The following is an 18,080-nucleotide window of genomic DNA, read 5'->3' as shown; positions in this document are numbered from 1 at the left end:
GCGGTGGCATAGCGTGACGCGCATTGATACCGGCACGCGCCTGCGGCAGGGTGAAAGCTCTGCCGCTTTTGGCATGATCGCCTCGGGAGCCTGTATGTCCGACCCCGCCACCCTGCACGATATCTACCTGGCCCGCCAGCGACTCGCCGGACAGGCGGCACGCACGCCGCTGATCCTCTCCCAGACCCTATCGGCGCGCTTCGATGCCGAAATCTATCTCAAACTCGAGACGCTGCAACCGAGCGGCGCATTCAAGCTGCGTGGCGCGCTCAACAAGATCGCCTCGCTGTCGCCGGATCAGCTCGAACGCGGTGTCACCACGGCCTCCACCGGCAATCATGGCCGGGCGGTGGCGTGGGCGGCCCGGCGACTCGGCGCACGGGCGGTGATCTGCCTCTCCGAGCTGGTGCCAGCCAACAAGGTCGCCGCCATCGAAGCGTTGGGGGCGGAGGCGCGGGTGATCGGGCGCTCCCAGGACGATGCCTTCGTCGAGGCGCGGCGTCTGGTCGCCGAGGCGGGCATGGCACTGATCGAGCCCTTCGATGACCCGCTGATCGTGGCCGGCCAGGGCACCATCGGGCTCGAACTGATGGAGGACCTGCCGGATCTCGACCGCGTGCTGATCGGGCTCTCCGGTGGTGGGCTGCTCGGCGGTATCGGGCGCGCGGTCAAAGGCATCCACCCCAAGGTCCAGGTGACCGGGGTGAGCATGGAAAAAGGCGCGGCGATGCTCGACAGCCTAGCGGCGGGCGAGCCGGTGGAGGTCGAGGAACAAGCCTCGCTCGCCGACTCGCTCGGGGGCGGGATCGGGCTCGACAATCGCTGCACTTTCGCGCTGGTGCGCGAGGTGATGGACGATCACTACCGGGTCTCGGAGCCGGCGATTGCCCTCGCCATGCTGCACTTCTTCGAACAGGAAAAGATGCTGGTCGAGGGGGCTGCCGTGGTGGGGCTCGCCGCGATCGAGGAGCACGCCCTCGACATCCGCGGCCAGAAGGTGGCGCTGATCGTCTCGGGCAACGGCGTGGACGCAGAGACGCTGATGCGGGCGAGGACCCTGATCGACTATCCGCCGCGCTGATACGACTTCATGTGAATGGACGCAGGAGACATCCCGATGGAACTCTACAACCGCGAGCAGATAGAGAACGTCGTCACGCTCGATCATGCCGCCTTGGAGGCGGTCGAAGCCGGTTTTCGCGCGCTGGGTGAAGGTAACGTCGTCCAGCCGCCGATCCTGTCGATGGCGATCGCAGAGTCCAACGGCGAGGTCGACGTCAAGACCGCGCATATCCAGGGCAATGCGCGTTTCGCGATCAAGGTCAGCCCCGGCTTCTTCGACAATCCCAAGCTGGGGCTGCCAAGCCTCAACGGGCTGATGATCGTGTTCTCGGCCAAGACTGGGCTGGTCGAGGCGGTGCTGTTCGACGAAGGCTATCTCACCGATATCCGCACCGCGCTGGCCGGCGCCATCGCCGCCAAGCATCTTGCGCGAACCGACAGCCGCCGCGTCACCGTGCTCGGCGCCGGGCTGCAGGCGGAGCTGCAGGTCGCTGCGCTCAGGCTGGTGCGCGACATCGAGACGCTCGACGTCTGGGCCCGCGACATCGCCAAGGCCGAAGCCTACGCGGCGCGGATGCAGGAGACTACGGGCTGAGCGTGGCGGTGCACACCGAGATCGGCAACGCCTGCCGCGAAGCGGACATCATCGTCACCACCACACCGTCGCGCGAGCCGCTGCTCTCCGGGGAGCACCTGCGCGAGGGCGTGCATGTCACGGCGATGGGCTCGGACAGCCCCGAAAAGCGCGAACTCGACTCCTCGGTGCTGGAGCGTGCTGACGTCTTCGTCGCCGATACACAGGCCCAGAGCGAGCACAATGGCGAACTCAAGGTCTATGCCGGCCATCGTCCGCCGTTCACGGTGCATGAACTGGGCCAGTGATCGCCAGCGGCCAGTCGCCGCGCCGGGACGCCCGCGCCATCACCGTCTGCGATCTCACCGGCACCGGGGTGCAGGATACCGCCATCGCCGGCTTTGCGCTGTCTCGGCTGACGCCGTGAGCAGGACGGGTGCGGTGGTGGTGCGCCGTGCCACCCCAGCCGACGCCGGGGCGATCGCAACCATCCACGTCGACGCCTGGCGCCACAACTACCGCGGTTTGATCGCCGAGGCCACGCTGACGGGGCTGGATGTCGCCGCGCGTGCTGCGGCCTGGCGCTCGCAGCTCGAGGCGGGGGCGGTGGTCTATGTCGGCACGCATTCGGACACCCGTACAGACACCCAGGCAGGTGAGTTGCTCGGCTGGGTGAGTGTCGGCCTTTCCGCCAGAGCGAGAGTGCGCGGCCCGAGGTCCAGACGCTCACCCCTGGCTGGGCCGAACTCTACGGCTTCTACGTCGCCCCGCGGGCGCAGCGCCAGGGCGTCGGCCACGCCCTGTGGCAGGCCGCCCTGAGGTGGTGCCTTGACCAGGGCTATCGCGACCTTGGACTGTGGGTCCTTGCCGACAATGTGCCGGCGATTCGCTTCTACCAGCGCTGCGGCCTGCGCGATCTGGGGCTCGATCAGGATTTCAAGATCGACGCGCAGCCGCTGGTGGAGAAACTGATGGCGCGAACGCTGGCCAGGTCGGCCTGAGCGCGATCACGTCGTCGCTCGAGCGCTGGTGGAGACCGCCGTGCGCTTGCACTTTGGTGGCGGGTCCACGACGGCCCGCTTAGCGGCGTGGCATGCTAGCGGCAGGTGTGAACAGGAGGAGAAGGCGATGGTCAGCAATATCCTGATGCCGCGCATTCTGGAAGTGGGCGGGGGCGCGCTCGAACGTCTCGCAGGGGTGCTTGCCGCACTCGGCGTGCAGCGGCCGCTGGTGGTCACCGATCCGATGATGGTCGAACTCGGCTATGTGGCGCGACTCCAGGCTCTGCTCGAGGCCGCCGGGCTCGACTACCGCGTGTTCGCGGACACCGTGCCGGAGCCCACCCTGGCCTCGATCCTCGACGGCGTGGCGCGGATGCGCGAGGGCACCGCGCAGGGCGCGTTCGATGGCGTGATCGCGCTGGGCGGCGGCAGCCCCATCGACTCGGCCAAGGCGATCGGCGTGCTGGGTCATTCGGCGGCGAGATCCGCGACTACCAGTTTCCGCGCGCGGCGTCGCAACTCGGCCTGCCGTTGGTCGCCATTCCCACTACGCGGGTACCGGTTCGGAGATGACGCGCTTCACCAATCACCGACGAGGTTGCCGCGAAAGATGCTCTGCCCGGGCATCGGTTTCATGCCGGCGGCCGCGATCGTCGACTTCGAATTGACGCTCTCGGTGCCGCCGCGGGTTACCGCCGATACCGGCATCGACGCGCTCACCCACGCCATCGAGGCCTACGTCAGCCGCAAGGCCAACCCTTTCTCGGATCACAATGCGCTGGCCGCGATGCGCCTGATCGGCCCCCACCTGCGCCGGGTCTATCACCAGGGCGACGATCGCGCGGCGCGTGAAGCGATGATGCTGGGCTCGAGCCTGGCTGGCCTGGCCTTCTCCAGCGCCTCGGTGGCACTGGTACACGGCATGAGCCGGCCGCTGGGTGCGGCTTTTCACGTGCCCCACGGCATGTCCAACGCCATGCTGCTGCCAGCGGTCACGACCTTCTCGCTGGCCGCCGCGCCGGCGCGTTACGCCACCTGCGCCCGCGCCATCGGCGTGGCCACCGACAGCGACGACGACGCCCGCGCCGGCGAGCGGCTGCTCGCCGAGCTGGTCGCCCTCAATCAGGAGCTGGCGGTGCCGAGTCCGCGGGATTACGGCATCGACCCCGCGCGCTTCGAGGCGCTGCTCGACACCATGGCCGAGCAGGCCCTGGCCTCCGGCTCGCCCGGCAATAACCCGCGGTGCCAAGCCACGCGGAACTGGTCCAACTCTACCGTTCGCTCTGGTAGCCAGCGCGGCAACGGCTGCCGCGCCAGGCGGGCTCTTAGAGCCCATTTCCAAACCCTCTGACGCTGGGCGCCGGAGGCAGGGCAAAGCGAGGGTCCTTTGCCAGGGATGGCAAAGGTAGCGCCCAGGGAGGGGTTCACAGCGCCCTCGCGACGCTCTGCCGCTGGATAAGCCCACGTCAGCGCTTTTAGGGCTCAGCTGTGGGCGGCGCCAACGCGCCGGCGCGCAGAACGATGCACAGCGACAGCACGCCGAGCAGGGCAAAGGCGTAGTGCAGCGTGATCACACTGGCGGCGAAGCCGATCAGCGGCGGCCCCAGCAGCATGCCGCCGTAGCCCAGGGTGGCGACGCTGGCGATTGCGGCGCCGGGCGGCAGCTCGGGGTCGTTGGCCGCACGCGAGAACGCCAGCGGCATCACCAGGGCATAGCCGATCCCCATCAGGAAGAAGCCGGCCAGGACGGGGTATAGCGTGCCGGAGAGCACCGCCAGGGCCACGCCCAGGGCGGCCGAGAGGCCGGCGAGACGCGTCGCCGTGGTGGTGCCGAGACGCAGGATCAGGCCCGCGCCGATCAGCCGCGTGATCACCATGGCAGTGGAGAAGATGGCATAGCCCAGGGTGCTTTGGGCCGTGCTGGCCGCGGTGGCATCGAGCAGGAAGAGTGCGCTCCAGTCCGCCACGGCGCCTTCGCCGAGGGAGGCGCACAGGGCGACTACGCCGACCCACAGCAGCGCCCCGTGCGGTAGCGGCAGGCGCCGGGGCTTTGCCGCGGGCGGCTGGCGGCGCTCGCCGGGCCACGGCACGGCGGCGACCACCGCGGTGATTACATAGATCAGCCCGCCCGCCAAGAGGAAGTGCCACAGCAGCGGGAGCGCCAGGTGCGTCGCCAGGTAGCCGAGCCGCGCCCGCACCGGCACCCAGGCTCCACAGCGCATGGAAGGAGGCCATCACCGGCTTGGCGAGGGCACGTTCGGCTTCGCCGGCCCAGCCGTTCATGGTCACGTCCATGGCCCCCTGCACGCCCCCGAACAGCACCAGCGCCAGGGCGAGAGCCCACACCGTGGGCGCCGCGGCGACCAGACCCAACATCAGGACGCAGGCGATGGCCAGGGCGCGGGTGGTGCGCGCCGCGCCGAAATGATCGGCGGCGCGCCCGGCCAGCGGAAAGGAGATCAGCGCACCTACGCCCAGGCCCAGCAGCAGCAGGCCGAGCCCGGCATCGTCGAGGTCGTGTAGCTCGGTGACGCGCGGAATGCGCGACGCCCAGGTGCCGAACAGGCCGCCATTGAGAAAGAACATGGCGGCAACGGCGCTCCAGGTGCGCACAAAACCCAGACGAGACACTCAGGACTTTCCGGGTGTCGGGGCCACGCCGGGGCCGGTGGGGGAGCCGACCTGGTGCCACTGGCGCCCGTCGCGCTCGATCAGGTCATGCGCGCTCTGCGGGCCATCCTCACCGGCTGCGTAGTCCGCCAGGTCGGCGGTTTCGGTCCAGGCGTCGAGAAAGGGTTGCACCGCGCGCCAGCCGTTCTCGATGGTATCGGCGCGCTGGAACAGCATCTGATCGCCGGTGAGGCAGTCGTAGATCAGCGTCTCGTAGCCGGTGACCGCGGGCAGATCGAAGAAGTCCTTGTAGGCGAACCCCATCTTGACCGTGTCCATCTCGAGTTCCGGCCCGGGGCGCTTGGCCTGGAAGTCGAACCACATGCCCTCGTTGGGCTGGATCTGGATGATCAGCCAGTTGGCCGCCATGCGTTCAACATCGGTGTCACGAAACTGGGCGTAGGGCGCCGGCTTGAAGCAGATCGCGATCTCGGTGTCGCGGGCGCTCATGCGCTTGCCGGTGCGCAGATAGAAGGGCACGCCGATCCAGCGCCAGTTGTCGACCATCACCTTCATCGCCACATAGGTCTCGGTCTGGCTGTCCGGATCGACGCCCTCTTCATCGAGATAGCCGGGTACCTCGGCGTCGCCCAGCCTGCCCGCCGCGTAGCGTCCGCGCGCCGAGTTGGCGGCGGCCTCTTGCGGCGTCCAAGGGCGGATCGCTTCGAGCACCTTGGATTTCTCGTTGCGCAGGGCATCGGCACCGAACGCCGACGGCGGCTCGATGGCGACCATGGCCAGCAGCTGGAACAGGTGATTGGGCACCATGTCGCGCATGGCCCCGGTGCGGTCGTAGAAGGCGGCGCGCTTCTCGACGCCGACGGTCTCGGCGGCGGTGATCTGGATGTGGTCGATGTAATGGTTGTTCCAGAACGGCTCGAACAGCACGTTGGCGAAGCGCGCGACCAGGATGTTCTGGACCGTCTCCTTGCCCAGGAAGTGATCGATCCGATAGATCTGACGCTCCTGCATCACCTCCAGTAACTGGGCGTTGAGCGTGCGCGCCGACTCCAGGTCGTGGCCGAAGGGCTTCTCCACCACCAGCCGGCGGTACTGGCCGTCGCGCTCGGCGAGCAGCCCCGCCTCGCCCAGGCGGGTGGCGATAGCGCCGAAGAAGCGCGAGCCGGTGGCGCAGTAGAAGACCGCGTTGGCACTGGTGCCGGCCTCGATCAACGTGGCGATCTCGGCATAGATGTCGCTTTGGGTGAAGTCACCCTGACGGTAGTGCAGACGTTGGGCAAAGGCGGCCCAAGTGTCAGGGTCGAGATCGGCATCGCGCCCCTCGGCGTGGTTGGCGGCGTCCTTGTCGGCGAGAAAGGCCTGGAGATGCTCACGGAAACTGGCGTCGTCGTGCTCGGCGAGATCGATCCCGACGATGCGCATCGCATCGTCGAGCAGGCCGTCGCGGTCGAGATGGTAGAGCGATGGGATCAGCAGGCGCTTCACCAGGTCGCCGCTGGCGCCGAAGATGAACAGGGTGGTGTCGTCGGCGACCGGGATGTCGTGGGATGGGCGCTGTGCGGATGCTGCCATGAAAGTCGTCTCCATACGGTGCCGGACGCGCCGGCGTTTACAATTCACTACGCTGCTGTCAGCGTCATACGCCGGGGTGCTGCCGTCACCGCCGCAGGGTGAGCGTCGCGATCCGCGGCCCGACGGCGACACGAACCTGGTCACGAGGAGAGAGACATGCCTGACGCGCAGACCCAATACAAGCATAAGAGCAACCCGCAAACTCTGCCGCCATTGACGCTGCGGATCGGTCATAAGAGTTGGTGATCCGCAAGCGCTACGAGGTCGTCAGTATCGTCAACGACATTCTGATCGGCATCTGGTTCGTGATCGGCAGCTTTTTCTTCTTCTATGAGGCGTTGACCTACTACGGCACCTGGCTGTTTCTGATCGGCAGTATCGAGATGCTGATCCGGCCGGTGATCCGCCTGATGCGGCACATCCACATCCGGCGCCTGCGCGAGGCGCCGCAGCTGCCGCCCGAGGCCGAGCACGATTTCTGACCCGGCGCCACCGGCGCTGCGCTGCTAGCCTGAACGTCCACAGGATGTCACCGACGCAAGCGGAGAGTTCAGGATGAGCAGCGCGAATCACGATAGCGATCTGGGAAGCGACCTGGGCAATATGGACGCCGGTACCCTCCAGCGGCTGTTCGAAAGCGGCGAGGCCTCGCCGCTGGAGGCGACCCGAGCGGCGCTGGCGCGTATCGAGCGTTTCAACGACGCCGTCAACGCCTATGTCCATGTCGACCGGGAGGGCGCCGAGGCGGCGGCCAAGGCGTCGGCGCGGCGCTGGGGGCAGGGCAAGCCGCTGAGCGCGATCGATGGGATTCCGGTCTCGATGAAGGACCTGGCCGAGGTCGCCGGCATGCCGGCGCGGGAGGGTTCGTTGACCACCTCCAGCGCGCTCTGCGAGCACGACTGCCCGCCGGCGCGCATGCTGCGTGAGGCGGGGGCGGTGATTCTAGGCAAGACCAATACGCCGGAGTTCGGCTGGAAGGCGGTGACCGACAACCGGGTCTTCGGCGCCACCCGCAATCCCTGGGATACCCGACTGACGCCGGGCGGCTCCTCCGGCGGTGCCGCGGCAGCCGCGGCGCTCAACCTGGGCGTGCTGCACCAGGGCGGCGACTCCGGGGGCTCGATCCGTATCCCGGCCGCCTTCACCGGGGTGTTCGGCTTCAAGCCCACCTACGGCTGGACGCCGCAGTGGCCGCCGGCGACCGAGCCGTCGCTGTCGCATATCGGGCCGCTGACGCGCAGCGTCGAGGATGCGGTGCGCATGCTCAACGTGATCGGCCGCTACGACTATCGCGACCCCTATGCCACCCGCGGCCAGCCCGACGACTGGGGCGCCGAGCTGAATGGCGACCTGCGTGGGCTGCGTATCGCCTACTCGCCGACACTGGGCTATGCCGAGGTCGACCCGCAGATCGCTGCTCGGGTGCGCGAGGCGGCGCACAATCTCGAAGCGCTGGGAGCCGAGGTCGAGGAGCTCGATCCCGGGTTCGAATCACCGATCGAGATCTTTCAGAAGCTCTGGTTCACCGCCTCCCTCGACTTCTGGAACCACTGCGATGCGCGCCAGCGCGAACAGCTCGACCCGGGGCTGGCGGCCAACGCCCAGCGGGCCGAGCGCTTCAGTGCACTCGATCTGTTCCAGGCGCTGCGCGAGCGCGCCAGCCTCACCCAGGGTCTGGAGCGCTTCAACCAGCACTACCACCTGCTGATGACCCCGACGGTGCCGATCGCGCCGTTCGCGGTGAATCACGAGGTCCCCCCCGGCAGTGACATGCGCGACTGGGAGGAGTGGGCGCCATTCTCCTATCCCTTCAATCTGAGTCAGCAGCCGGCGGCCTCGGTGCCGTGCGGCTTTACCGAGTCGGGGCTGCCGGTGGGCTTCCAGCTCGCCGGCGGCAAGCACGACGATGTCCGCGTGCTGCGTGCCTGCCACGCCTATCTGCAGGCACATCCGCCGCGCTTTCCGCGGGTGCCGGACCCGGCGATCCAGGTGTGAGGCGTTGACGTCTCGTGGCGTGACTCCCGACACCTGACGGCTAGCCGTTGCGTGACCAGCGACTACGCTTAGACCGGCAGGTCGATCCCTGAGAGTGGCCGAGTCGCGCGGGACCCACCATGAGCGCCACGCGCCGTTGCGTCCTCGATGCTGTCGAATCCGCGAGACCGTGGCACCCGAGATAAAGAACCGTCATCACCCGGTGCGCCGGGGTTTATCCCGCGTCATGGCGACAAGCGCCGCCGACGTCGTTGCGAAGGAGTCATCCCATGAGTCAGAACGTCGCTGAAATCATCGTCGAAACCCTGGCCGAGGCCGGCGCCAAGCGCTGCTACGGCGTGGTCGGGGATACCATCAACCACTTCACCGATGCCATTCGTCGCAGCGAACTCGAGTGGGTTCACGTGCGCCATGAAGAGGTTGGTGGCTTCGCCGCCGGGGGCGAAGCCTACATGACCCGCGAGCTGACCCTGTGTGCCGGCACCTGCGGCCCTGGCTCGCTGCACTTCGTCAACGGCCTGTTCGAGGCGCACCGCAGCGGCTCACCGGTAGTGATGATCGCCTCCCAGGTGGCCACCGGCGACAGTGGCGTTGGTTTTCCTCAGGATGTCGATCCCAAGCCGATCTACGCCCAGTACAGCGTCTTCTGCGAGACCATCGTCAATCCCGATCAGGCGCGCCGCATGGCCGCGCTGGCGGCGCAGACGGCGCTGGCCAAGAACGGCGTGGCGGTGCTGGTGGTACACGGCGACCTGTTCACCCAGGCGCCGAGTCAGGATCTGCCCTACCGCGCCCATCGCTTCGATCCGGTGATGCGCCCCAACGCTGAGGAGCTGGTGCCGGCGGTGAAGCGGATCAACGCCGGCGGCAAGATCTCGATCTATGCCGGCTTCGGCTGCGAGCACGCGCGTTCCGAGGTGCTGGCGCTGGCGGCCAAGCTCAACGCGCCGGTGGCGTGGACCTCTCGGGCCAAGGATTTCATCGAGCCGGACAACCCCTTCGAGGTGGGCATGACCGGGGTTTTCGGGCTGGCCGGCGGCTATCACGCGGTGGCCGATTGCGACACCCTGATCCTGCTCGGCTGCAGCTTCGCCTGGACCCAGTTCTACCCGGAGAAGGCGACCATCATCCAGGTCGATATCGACCCGCAACAGATCGGCAAGCGCCATCCGGTCGATATCGGCTTGGTCGGCAGTGTCCGCGATACCTGCGCGGCGCTGGCGCAGATCGTCGATGCCCAGAGCGATACCCGCTGGCTGGAAAAGTGCCGCGAGCAGTATCACAAGGCGCTGGCCCACGACGAGCCCGAGAGCCAGGACGACGCGCTGATCCACCCCCAGGAGCTGACCGTGGCGCTGGATACCGCCGCCGCCGATGACGCCTTCTTCACCGCCGACGGTGGCAGTCCGATGGTCTGGATGCTGCGCCATATCCGCGCTCGCGGCGAGCGGCGCACGCTCTCCAGCCTGGTCCACGGCACCATGGCCAACGCCTATCCCCAGGCGATCGGTATTCAGAAAGCGTTCCCCGAGCGCCAGGTGATCGCGATGTGTGGCGACGGTGGCATGACCATGCTGCTGGGCGATCTGCTCACGCTCAAGCAGGAGCGGGTGCCGGTCAAGGTGTTGGTGTTCAACAATGGCTCGCTCGGCTTCGTCGAGATCGAGCAGAAGGTCGAAGGGCTGCTCGACAGCTATACCGAGCTCGATAACCCCGACTTCGGCAAGATGGCGCAGGCGATGGGGCTATGGGGAGAGCGGGTCGAACAGCGTCACGAGCTGGAGGAGGCGATCGCCGCCTGGCTGGCCCACGACGGTCCGGCGCTGCTCGACGTCAAGGTCAACCGCATGGAGCTGGTGATGCCGCCCAAGATCGAGCCGGGTCAGGTCGCTTCCACCGCGCTCTATTCGGGCAAGGCGGTACTCAACGGGCGCCTGAGCGACGTGGTCGATCTGGTCAAGAACAACTTCTGGAAGTGAGCCAGAAAGGCGTCAGCGACCGGGTGTCAGCGAGAGCGTGTGAACGATAGGGCGTAAACGATAGGGCGTAAACGAGCACGCGGCAGCGGCAGACGCTGCGGCCGCGCGTCTTTAGCGCCACGGCTGCGATAGGAGACAGCGATGAGCGACGATACCAGGCCGAGCCAGCGCGCCCGCGGCGGGCTGCGCGACATGCGTCCGCTGGTGACAGCGCGGCGGGCCGCCATGGCTCCGGCGGCGGCGACGGCACGCGAGGATCTCTCCGACCGCCAGGGGTTCGAGGAAGACTTTCTGGATGACTTCGTGGTGGCGCTGCCCACGCCGGTGGGCGAGCGCGCCGAGGACGTCACCCCGGTACCCGGGCGCGACGACGGTCGCCTCGACTACACCCACTTCTCGCTGGTGATGTCGCGCTCGCGGCGGCTGGCGATCTTCACCGCGCTCAATCTCGACGGCCGCCGGCTGGTCTCGGTACCACGCGAGAACGACAACTGGCGCTTTGATCCGCGCATCGACCCTGCGCTACAGGCGGGGGAAGATCTCTATGCGCGCAATCCGCTGGATCGCGGCCATCTGGTGCGGCGCACCTCGGCCAACTGGGGGGAGCTGGCCGAGCAGGCCAATGCCGATACCTTTCACTTCACCAACTGCACGCCGCAGATGGCGGCGTTCAACCAGCGCACCTGGCTGGGGCTGGAGGACTATCTGCTCGAACACGCCCGCGCCGATGACCAGCGGCTGTGCATCTTCACCGGGCCGGTCTTCCGCGCCAGTGACCGGCACTATCGCGGCGTTCGCATTCCCGAAGCCTACTGGAAAGTGATCGCCTTCCGCGGCGAGGATGGCCGCCCCTCGGCCACCGCCTACATGATCGATCAGGCCGACGAGCTCGATGAGCTGGGACCCGGTTTCCTGTTCGGCCAGTACCGCACCTACCAGCGCAGCATCGCCCGTATCGAGGCGCTGACCCAGCTCGATTTCGGCGAACTCTCCGACTTCGACGGCTTCTCCGTGGAGGAGCATGCCACCGGCACTCGCATCGAAGCGGAGATCCGCGGGCCCGAGGACATCCGCGTGTGAGTCCGGGATCGGCACGGCAGCGTGGATAGCGCTTGCCCCTGCGCGCGCTTGCCTTACCATGCCCCGAGCGCGCGGAGAGGACGTGCGATTATCACGCGGGAGGAAGAGGTCGATGCGGCAGGCGATGGCGGGGCAGGCGATGGCAGGTATGGCGACGGGCGAGGAGCCGATCGCAGCCACTGACTGGCAGCGTCAAGCTGCCACGCTGACGCTTCCCGCCGCCCCGTCGCAGACCCGGCTGATCGAGATCTCGCTGGCATTGGCGCCGCGGTCGCGCTGGCGCCGCGGTCTGCCGAGCGTGACCCTTTCCGGCGCGGGGCAGGCGACGCTCACCTACTCGCTGGAGGCGCGGCGTCGCGATCAGCGCATTGCCTGGCGGCTGCCGCCGTGCGCTACCGCCACTACGCTGAGCCTGACGCTCTCCGGCACCCGGCTGACTCAGGCGCCGCAGGCGCGCTGCCACGCGCAGCCGGCGATCGAGGGGCCGATCCTGATTCTGGCCCCGCACCCCGATGACGCCGAGATCGCCGCTGGCGGTTTCTACACCGATCATGCCGAGTCGGTGCATCTGGTCACGCTCTCCTGCGGCGAGCAGCTCAAGGGGCTCAAGCGCCAGTATCTGAGCGGGCTCGACGACGACCTCGACAGTGCGGTCCGGCGCAAGGCCGAGTGGCGGCGCTGGAACGTGTTTGCCACGCCGCTGCTGTCGGGCATCCCGCCGGAGCGCTCGACCCTGATTGGGGTGCCCGATGGCGCCTGCTGGGCGCTGGTGCATGAAGGCCTCGGTCAGCGCCTGCCCGTTCCGCTGTCTGATGCCCGCCGCTTCAACCGTATTGCGCTGCCGCCAAGCCGCGGCGAGCGGCTCGAGCGCGACGACGTGATCGCGGCGCTGCGTCAGTTGATCGACACCTTGAAGCCGGCCACCCTGCTGGTCACCGATCCCGAGTTCGATCCGCATCCGGATCACCGTGCCGCGTCGCTGGCCCTCGCCCTGGCCCTCGACGGTAGCCGCCACCGGCCGCGAACGGTGCTGCTGTATGCCAATCACTACCGCGATGCCTTTCCCCCCGGCCCGGCATTCCAGCCGGCGTGGATGCCGCCGGCGGAGATCGCCATCGAACGGCTGTTCACGCCCGCGCCGACGCCGCTGGCGTGGCCGCTTTCCACCGAGATGCAGAAGCACAAGGCGCTGCTGCTGGATGCGATGAGCGACCTCTCGCCCCGCGCCGGCTGGTCACAGCGGCGCCGGCGGGCACGGCGGGCGGGCTTCGTGCCCACCTTCGCGCGTGAGCGCGACCCTTACTTCCAGGCCGCGATCCGCTCCACCGAGCTGTTCCGCGCCTGCCTGCGAGACCTTCGTCGCGGCCTGGCGCGAGCGCGGCGATAGCCGCTGAGCGGCCGTGGTGTCGCACCGAGTCACTCCGCCAGGGCAAGGCGCGTCGAATACCGTTCACCCCTCCTGTTGCAGCGCGTCCTCCAGCCAGTCGAGCAGGGCGCGGCTGGCGTGGCGCTGCGTGGCGTTCCGGTGCACGTAGACGCCAATCGCCTCGGGCTGAAAAAGCCGCTCATCGACAGGGGCAACCAGCTCGCCGGCCGCGATCAGCCGCTGGGTGGTGCGCGCCCAGCCGAGAGCGATGCCGTGTCCGGAGAGCGCCGCCTGCAGCAGCAGTGGGTAGCTGTCGAAGCGCCTGCCGCCTAGATCCGCCGCTGGCGTCTCTCCCATGGCCTCGAACCAGTCATGCCATCCCATCCACTCGGCTGGCGCTACGTGATGGTGCAGCAGCTCGAAAGTCGCAAGTTCCGCCGGGGCGAGTGGGGCCAGTTGCGCGGCGGGGTGGTCCGGGCTGCACACCGGCAGGATGGTGTCGCTGGCGGTGAATGCCAGCCTATGGCCGCCACTGGGGCGGCCATGGGTCTGCAGCGCGACGTCGAACGGGTCGCGCTGTTCGCTCAGGGGGCGAATGGAGGTGATCAGCTTCAGGTCGATTTCCGGATGACGCTGATGGAAGTCGGCCAGGCGAGGCATCAGCCAGTAGAACGCTTCGCATAGCTGGCAGAACAGAATCACCCGATGGCCGCGTTCGCCGCCGCGAATCGTCTCGGCGTGCCGGGCGATCTGCCCCAGGCTCTCGGTGAGCGTGCGGGCTAGCTCATGGCCCGCGGGGGTCAGGAAGACGCCGCGATTGCGACGTTCGAACAGCGCCACGCCCAGATCGCGCTCGAGCGCACGAATCTGCCGGCTGATCGCCGCCTGGGTCAGATGGAGCTCCTCGGCCGCACGGGTAAAGCTCTCCAGGCGCGCGGCGGCCTCGAACGGTAGCAGCGCGGCCAGCGGCGGTAGCGATCGGCTCAAGGCATGCATAATCCAGACTCATGGATGGTGACGTAAAGATCGCTGTTGGCCGGGGCTGGCGTGGGCGATCCTGCCCGCTCATCCGCCAGATGAGGCCGTTGCCATGCAGACCCGACATGAGACGAGCGCGCGCAGAGCGGCGCCGCGCGACAGCGTCACTGCCACCATCTCCAACGCCGGCGAGAAAGACAAGCCTGGGCAGGGTGTGGTGCTGATCGTCGTCGCGGTGATGCTGTTGTCGCTGGCCGACGCTCTGGTCAAATCGCTGGGGCACGCGCTATCGCTGTGGCAGTTGCTGGTGATGGCGCCGCTGGTGTCGCTGCCCCTGCTGAGCGTTGGCTGGTGGCGTCAGGGTCAGGCGCTGCCTCGCAAAATTCGGGTCTGGCGCTGGATCGGGGTGCGCAGCGCACTGCTGCTGGCGATGTGGATCGCTTTCTATGCGGCGCTGCCGTGGATTCCGCTGAGCGTGGCGGCTGTCGGCATCTACACCACGCCGCTGTTCATCGCCCTGCTCGCCAGGCTCGGCGGCGAGGCCCTGCGGTGGCGGCAGGGCGTGGCACTGCTGCTCGGCTTCGCCGGCGTGCTGGTCGTGCTGCGTCCCGGTGGCGCGCTATTCACCCCGGCGATGCTGCTGCCTCTGCTGGCGGCGCTTTGCTACGCACTGGCGATGGTGACGACCCGTCGCCACTGCCGGGCGGTATCGCCGTGGCTGCTGGCACTGGGGCTCAACCTGGCGTTCCTGCTCACGGGCATCATTGGCACGCTCGGTGTGATCGCGCTATCCCTCGAGGCCGATGGCTTTCTGCAGCGGGGCTGGCAACCGCTAGACCTCTCTCTCATCTGGCGTATCGGGCTCTATGCGCTGCTGATGGTCGCGGTCAATACGTGGGTCGCCCGGGCCTATCAGGTCGCGCCTTCGGCGCTGGTGGGTATCTTCGACTACGCTTATCTACCGTTCGCCGCCGGCTGGGGGTTCTGGTTCTTCGACGAAGTGCCGGATGCCGCGACGCTGGCCGGCATGGCGGCGATCCTGAGTGCCGGCGGGCTGGCACTCACGCGCAGTGGTCGCTGATCGTTATCCAAGCTGGCGAGGGCTTGACCCCAAGCTGGGGCCTGTCGAGACTCCCCGCACGAGCCGCGTTGGTGCCGCCCGGCATGCCAGGCAAGGCGCGAGCCGCCGACCGTGGTGGGCCACGGCCCAGGCGAGCAACGCAGCATGGCGCGACGGGCGGCCCAACCCGAAGGGCCGTTGGCCATGAGGTGGCAATACGGCGTTACAGCTCGCGACTGTAGAACCACTACACTTCACTCGCTGCGCCTTGTCTTGCCACCTCATGACACTATGTCGCGGCCGCGATGGGAGCCTCGACAGGCCCCCAGTTGAGGGAAGAGCATGTCGTCATCTCTCATGGAGACGAAGAGGAGGTCGCGATGCATCACCAGGGTTTCTTGTGCGCCACCTGTGGCATCCAGTATCCCGCCAGCGAAACGCCGCCGGCACACTGTGATATCTGCGAGGACGAGCGCCAGTTCGTGCCGGTGGAGGGGCAGCAGTGGATCACGCCGGGGCGCCTGGCGGCGGGGCACAGCAATACCTTCCGCTATCTCGCCGAGGGGCTGCTGGCGATCAGTACTGTGCCGCGCTTTGCCATCGGCCAGCGTGCCTTCCTGCTGCGCACGCCGCACGGCAATCTGCTGTGGGACTGTCTCTCGCTGTTCGACGAGGCGACGCGGGATATTCTCGACGGGCTCGGTGGGGTCGATGCCATCGTGCTCTCCCACCCGCACTACTTCAGCACCATGGCCGCCTGGGGCGAGACCTTCGACTGCCCGGTCTACGTGCACGCGGCGGATCGTGACTGGGTTACCCTGCCCAGCGAGCGGCTGCACTTCTGGGAGGGGGAGCAGTTCGCGCCACTGCCGGGGTTGGAGGTGCACTGCCTGGGCGGGCACTTCCCCGGCGCCAGCGTGCTGCACTGGCCGGCCCGCCGCCTGCTGCTGAGCGGTGACACCCTGCTGGTGACGCCGGATCGGATGGCCTCGTTCATGTGGTCCTACCCTAACAACGTGCCGCTGGATGCCGCCTGTGTCGCGGCGATGGGCGAGCGTCTCGCCCGGCTCGAGTTCGATAGCCTCTACTCGGCCTTCGCCGGACGCGAGATTCTGCTCGACGCCGATCGCGTGGTCGCCGAGTCGGTGCAGCGCCACTGCCGTGCGCTCACACCCTGAGGGGATCGAATCGCTGGTCCGGCGGCGAGCCTCGTGGCGGTGTATGCTGGCGCCAGACAGCAGCGAGCGTGGAGATGAGCATGCCTGCCAAGCCGATCCCGGCCGAGCGCGACAGCCGGCGCTTCTGGCGCCACCCGGCGCTTGGCTTCCTCGAGCTGCGCGAGACCCGCGACGGGCGCGAGGTCAGCTATGCGCGCCACAGCCACGACAGCGTCTCGCTGGGCGCGGTCACCGGCGGGCGCAGTCTCTACGACTACCAGGTGCCGGGGGAGCACTTCACCACGCGGATGGTCTCGCGCGGCGACGTGGTGGCGATGAATCCGGGCGAGATCCACGCCTGCAATCCTTGCGGCGACGCGCCCTGGTCCTACGTCATGTTCTATCTCGACCCGGGTTGGCTCGCTGCGCTGCAGCGTCGTCACGCCAACGCTCTCGTCGGTGGCTTTCGACCACTGGCCTGGCATCACTGGCGCGATCCTTCACTGCACGCGGCGCTGGTGGCGCTCGCCCGGCGCCTGTTCGCCTTGGAGGCGACCCCCGCTACCCTGGTCGGCGAGTGCGAACGGCTGTTCGGCGCACTGATGGCGCGGGGCGAACTGTTCCGGCAGCAGCTTCCGGTGGACACGCCAGCGCTGGCCGAGGTGGTCGCCTATATCCGTGCTCACTGCAGCGAGGCGCTGACGCTCGATCATCTGGCCGCGCTGGCAGGGGTCTCACCGGCGCATCTGGTGCGCCGCTTCAAACGCAGCTACGGCATCACGCCCCACGCCTATCTGACCGACTGCCGAGTGCGCCAGGGGCAAATGGCGCTCAAACGCGGCGAACCGATCGCCGAGGTGGCGCTGGCATGTCGATTCGCCGATCAGGCCCACTTCCAGCGCGCCTTCAAGCGGCTGACCGCGATCACGCCGCACCGCTACCGTGCAGTGACATCGTTGCCAGCATCAGCGCACTCACCAGCAGTGCCAGCCCCATACCGCGATTGAGCCAGCGCACCCGCTCGGGGCTCGGCAGCTGCCGACGCAGCTTGGCGCCCAGTAGCGCCCAGCAGGCCACGCTCAGATAGCAGACGCCAAAGAAGATCAGCGCGAAGGGGGCCACCCGCGCCGGGGCCCCGGCGGTATAGGCGGCCATGCCGGCGCTCGAGGCGATCCACGCCTTGGGATTGAGCCACTGCATCAGCGCCCCGGCCACGAAGGAGGGCGGACGTCCAGCGGTGGTCTGCGTCAGTGCACCGTCGCTGCGCGCCAGCCGCCACGCCAGATAGAGCAGGAAGGCCACGCCGCCCAGACGGATCGCGTGCATCAGCGCTGCCCACTGGGTCAGCCACTGCAGGCCGGCGCCGATCGCCAGCAGCAGCACGCTGAAGCCGCAGGTCGCGCCACTGACATGGCGCAGCGCCGGCACCAGACCGCAGTTGAGCCCTAGATGGAAGGCGACCAGATTGACCGGACCGGGCGACAGCGAGGCGGCCAGAGCGAAGGCCGCCATCGACAAGGCAAGGGAGAGAGACACGCGTAGCACTCCTGAGCGAAGGGAATCGCCGGCAGGCTAGCGTGTGGAGGGCGCGTCAGGATTGAACGATCTTGATCTCTCGGCCGGCT

Annotated in this window: 19 protein-coding genes and 1 pseudogene; 16 read left to right on the top strand and 4 right to left on the bottom strand. The window is 68.0% G+C overall.

The window, feature by feature from the left end:
• The first annotated feature begins 94 nt into the window (after window positions 1-94).
• The 7 genes and pseudogenes from eutB to CN538_RS02915 all read left to right on the top strand — a co-directional run bounded on the left by eutB (window position 95) and on the right by CN538_RS02915 (window position 3,988).
• The gene (gene eutB, locus CN538_RS02930; protein ID WP_106418513.1) at window positions 95-1,081 is read left to right on the top strand and encodes a hydroxyectoine utilization dehydratase EutB; all 987 of its coding nucleotides are present in this window, start codon (window positions 95-97) and stop codon (window positions 1,079-1,081) included.
• A 36-nt stretch (window positions 1,082-1,117) separates the two neighbouring features.
• A complete protein-coding gene (locus tag CN538_RS21775) occupies window positions 1,118-1,657 on the top strand; it encodes a hypothetical protein (RefSeq protein ID WP_242495512.1) in 540 nt (179 codons plus the stop codon).
• 2 nt (window positions 1,658-1,659) lie between these two features.
• Window positions 1,660-1,944 (top strand): hypothetical protein, encoded by a 285-nt coding sequence (locus tag CN538_RS21770; RefSeq protein ID WP_242495511.1) that lies wholly within the window; start codon window positions 1,660-1,662, stop codon window positions 1,942-1,944.
• Window positions 1,941-2,063 (top strand): hypothetical protein, encoded by a 123-nt coding sequence (locus CN538_RS24015; protein WP_277985083.1) that lies wholly within the window; start codon window positions 1,941-1,943, stop codon window positions 2,061-2,063. Before CN538_RS21770 ends, CN538_RS24015 begins: the two co-directional genes overlap by 4 nt.
• A 241-nt stretch (window positions 2,064-2,304) precedes the next feature.
• Window positions 2,305-2,508, top strand: a pseudogene (locus tag CN538_RS26645) (GNAT family N-acetyltransferase); the annotation flags it as partial.
• A 3-nt stretch (window positions 2,509-2,511) separates the two neighbouring features.
• Complete coding sequence (locus CN538_RS26640) at window positions 2,512-2,637, top strand: hypothetical protein (RefSeq protein WP_479725160.1); 126 nt, start codon at window positions 2,512-2,514, stop codon at window positions 2,635-2,637.
• Window positions 2,638-2,764: 127 nt separating this feature from the next.
• The gene (locus CN538_RS02915) at window positions 2,765-3,988 is read left to right on the top strand and encodes an iron-containing alcohol dehydrogenase (RefSeq protein ID WP_340638241.1); all 1,224 of its coding nucleotides are present in this window, start codon (window positions 2,765-2,767) and stop codon (window positions 3,986-3,988) included.
• Between the two features lie 124 nt (window positions 3,989-4,112).
• On the opposite strand, the gene CN538_RS02910 is transcribed toward CN538_RS02915, so the two are convergent.
• A complete protein-coding gene (locus CN538_RS02910; protein WP_242495510.1) occupies window positions 4,113-4,859 on the bottom strand; it encodes an MFS transporter in 747 nt (248 codons plus the stop codon).
• Here CN538_RS02910 and CN538_RS21765 point away from each other — a divergent pair.
• On the top strand, window positions 4,858-5,160 hold the full coding sequence (locus CN538_RS21765) for a hypothetical protein (protein ID WP_242495509.1): 303 nt from the start codon (window positions 4,858-4,860) through the stop codon (window positions 5,158-5,160). The genes CN538_RS02910 and CN538_RS21765 overlap by 2 nt on opposite strands.
• Window positions 5,161-5,268: 108 nt before the next feature.
• Here CN538_RS21765 and zwf read toward each other — a convergent pair whose 3' ends face one another.
• Window positions 5,269-6,840, bottom strand: a complete 1,572-nt coding sequence (gene zwf, locus CN538_RS02905) for a glucose-6-phosphate dehydrogenase (RefSeq protein ID WP_106418511.1) — start codon at window positions 6,838-6,840, stop codon at window positions 5,269-5,271.
• Window positions 6,841-7,082: 242 nt separating this feature from the next.
• Between zwf and CN538_RS02900 the strand changes: the two genes are divergently transcribed.
• The 5 genes from CN538_RS02900 (at window position 7,083) to CN538_RS02880 (ending at window position 13,281) form a co-directional block, all read left to right on the top strand.
• Window positions 7,083-7,322 carry a YrhK family protein gene (locus CN538_RS02900; protein ID WP_242495745.1) on the top strand — a complete coding sequence of 80 codons (240 nt, stop codon included), beginning with the start codon at window positions 7,083-7,085 and terminating at the stop codon, window positions 7,320-7,322.
• 73 nt (window positions 7,323-7,395) lie between these two features.
• Window positions 7,396-8,835, top strand: coding sequence for an amidase (locus CN538_RS02895; RefSeq protein WP_106418510.1), 1,440 nt, complete (start codon window positions 7,396-7,398; stop codon window positions 8,833-8,835).
• 269 nt (window positions 8,836-9,104) lie between these two features.
• Entirely contained in the window at window positions 9,105-10,814 is a 1,710-nt protein-coding gene (locus tag CN538_RS02890) for a thiamine pyrophosphate-dependent enzyme (RefSeq protein WP_106418509.1), read from the top strand.
• A gap of 141 nt (window positions 10,815-10,955) precedes the next feature.
• Window positions 10,956-11,894: a DNA/RNA non-specific endonuclease gene (locus tag CN538_RS02885; protein WP_106418508.1), complete on the top strand. Its 939-nt coding sequence runs from the start codon at window positions 10,956-10,958 to the stop codon at window positions 11,892-11,894.
• A 112-nt stretch (window positions 11,895-12,006) separates the two neighbouring features.
• Window positions 12,007-13,281, top strand: a complete 1,275-nt coding sequence (locus CN538_RS02880; protein ID WP_164999497.1) for a PIG-L deacetylase family protein — start codon at window positions 12,007-12,009, stop codon at window positions 13,279-13,281.
• Between the two features lie 63 nt (window positions 13,282-13,344).
• Here CN538_RS02880 and CN538_RS02875 read toward each other — a convergent pair whose 3' ends face one another.
• On the bottom strand, window positions 13,345-14,256 hold the full coding sequence (locus tag CN538_RS02875) for a LysR substrate-binding domain-containing protein (RefSeq protein ID WP_106418506.1): 912 nt from the start codon (window positions 14,254-14,256) through the stop codon (window positions 13,345-13,347).
• Between the two features lie 94 nt (window positions 14,257-14,350).
• Between CN538_RS02875 and CN538_RS02870 the strand changes: the two genes are divergently transcribed.
• The 3 genes from CN538_RS02870 to CN538_RS02860 all read left to right on the top strand — a co-directional run bounded on the left by CN538_RS02870 (window position 14,351) and on the right by CN538_RS02860 (window position 17,462).
• A complete protein-coding gene (locus CN538_RS02870; RefSeq protein ID WP_106418505.1) occupies window positions 14,351-15,319 on the top strand; it encodes a DMT family transporter in 969 nt (322 codons plus the stop codon).
• Between the two features lie 359 nt (window positions 15,320-15,678).
• Entirely contained in the window at window positions 15,679-16,476 is a 798-nt protein-coding gene (locus CN538_RS02865; RefSeq protein WP_106418504.1) for an MBL fold metallo-hydrolase, read from the top strand.
• Window positions 16,477-16,556: 80 nt separating this feature from the next.
• Entirely contained in the window at window positions 16,557-17,462 is a 906-nt protein-coding gene (locus CN538_RS02860) for a helix-turn-helix transcriptional regulator (RefSeq protein WP_106420534.1), read from the top strand.
• Here the strand turns inward: CN538_RS02860 and CN538_RS02855 are convergent.
• The gene (locus tag CN538_RS02855) at window positions 17,380-17,991 is read right to left on the bottom strand and encodes a LysE family translocator (RefSeq protein ID WP_242495508.1); all 612 of its coding nucleotides are present in this window, start codon (window positions 17,989-17,991) and stop codon (window positions 17,380-17,382) included. The genes CN538_RS02860 and CN538_RS02855 overlap by 83 nt on opposite strands.
• Window positions 17,992-18,080 lie beyond the last annotated feature (89 nt).

Origin of the sequence: Salinicola tamaricis (assembly GCF_003006155.1) — a bacterium.
Classification (GTDB): domain Bacteria; phylum Pseudomonadota; class Gammaproteobacteria; order Pseudomonadales; family Halomonadaceae; genus Salinicola; species Salinicola tamaricis.
The sequence above is the reverse complement of the archived record's forward strand: the minus strand, read 5'-3'. Positions and strand labels throughout refer to the sequence as shown.

What these genes read in the sequence shown, in the direction of transcription:
- eutB (WP_106418513.1), top strand. Translation starts at nt 95, where the DNA reads ATGTCCGACCCCGCCACCCTGCACGATATCTACCTGGCCCGCCAGCGA.
- CN538_RS02910 (WP_242495510.1), bottom strand. Translation starts at nt 4,859, where the DNA reads ATGCGCTGTGGAGCCTGGGTGCCGGTGCGGGCGCGGCTCGGCTACCTG.
- CN538_RS02865 (WP_106418504.1), top strand. Translation starts at nt 15,679, where the DNA reads ATGCATCACCAGGGTTTCTTGTGCGCCACCTGTGGCATCCAGTATCCC.
- CN538_RS02890 (WP_106418509.1), top strand. Translation starts at nt 9,105, where the DNA reads ATGAGTCAGAACGTCGCTGAAATCATCGTCGAAACCCTGGCCGAGGCC.
- CN538_RS02860 (WP_106420534.1), top strand. Translation starts at nt 16,557, where the DNA reads ATGCCTGCCAAGCCGATCCCGGCCGAGCGCGACAGCCGGCGCTTCTGG.
- CN538_RS02885 (WP_106418508.1), top strand. Translation starts at nt 10,956, where the DNA reads ATGAGCGACGATACCAGGCCGAGCCAGCGCGCCCGCGGCGGGCTGCGC.
- CN538_RS02895 (WP_106418510.1), top strand. Translation starts at nt 7,396, where the DNA reads ATGAGCAGCGCGAATCACGATAGCGATCTGGGAAGCGACCTGGGCAAT.
- CN538_RS02915 (WP_340638241.1), top strand. Translation starts at nt 2,765, where the DNA reads ATGGTCAGCAATATCCTGATGCCGCGCATTCTGGAAGTGGGCGGGGGC.
- CN538_RS21765 (WP_242495509.1), top strand. Translation starts at nt 4,858, where the DNA reads ATGGAAGGAGGCCATCACCGGCTTGGCGAGGGCACGTTCGGCTTCGCC.
- CN538_RS02880 (WP_164999497.1), top strand. Translation starts at nt 12,007, where the DNA reads ATGCGGCAGGCGATGGCGGGGCAGGCGATGGCAGGTATGGCGACGGGC.
- CN538_RS02870 (WP_106418505.1), top strand. Translation starts at nt 14,351, where the DNA reads ATGCAGACCCGACATGAGACGAGCGCGCGCAGAGCGGCGCCGCGCGAC.
- CN538_RS02875 (WP_106418506.1), bottom strand. Translation starts at nt 14,256, where the DNA reads ATGCATGCCTTGAGCCGATCGCTACCGCCGCTGGCCGCGCTGCTACCG.
- zwf (WP_106418511.1), bottom strand. Translation starts at nt 6,840, where the DNA reads ATGGCAGCATCCGCACAGCGCCCATCCCACGACATCCCGGTCGCCGAC.
- CN538_RS21775 (WP_242495512.1), top strand. Translation starts at nt 1,118, where the DNA reads ATGGAACTCTACAACCGCGAGCAGATAGAGAACGTCGTCACGCTCGAT.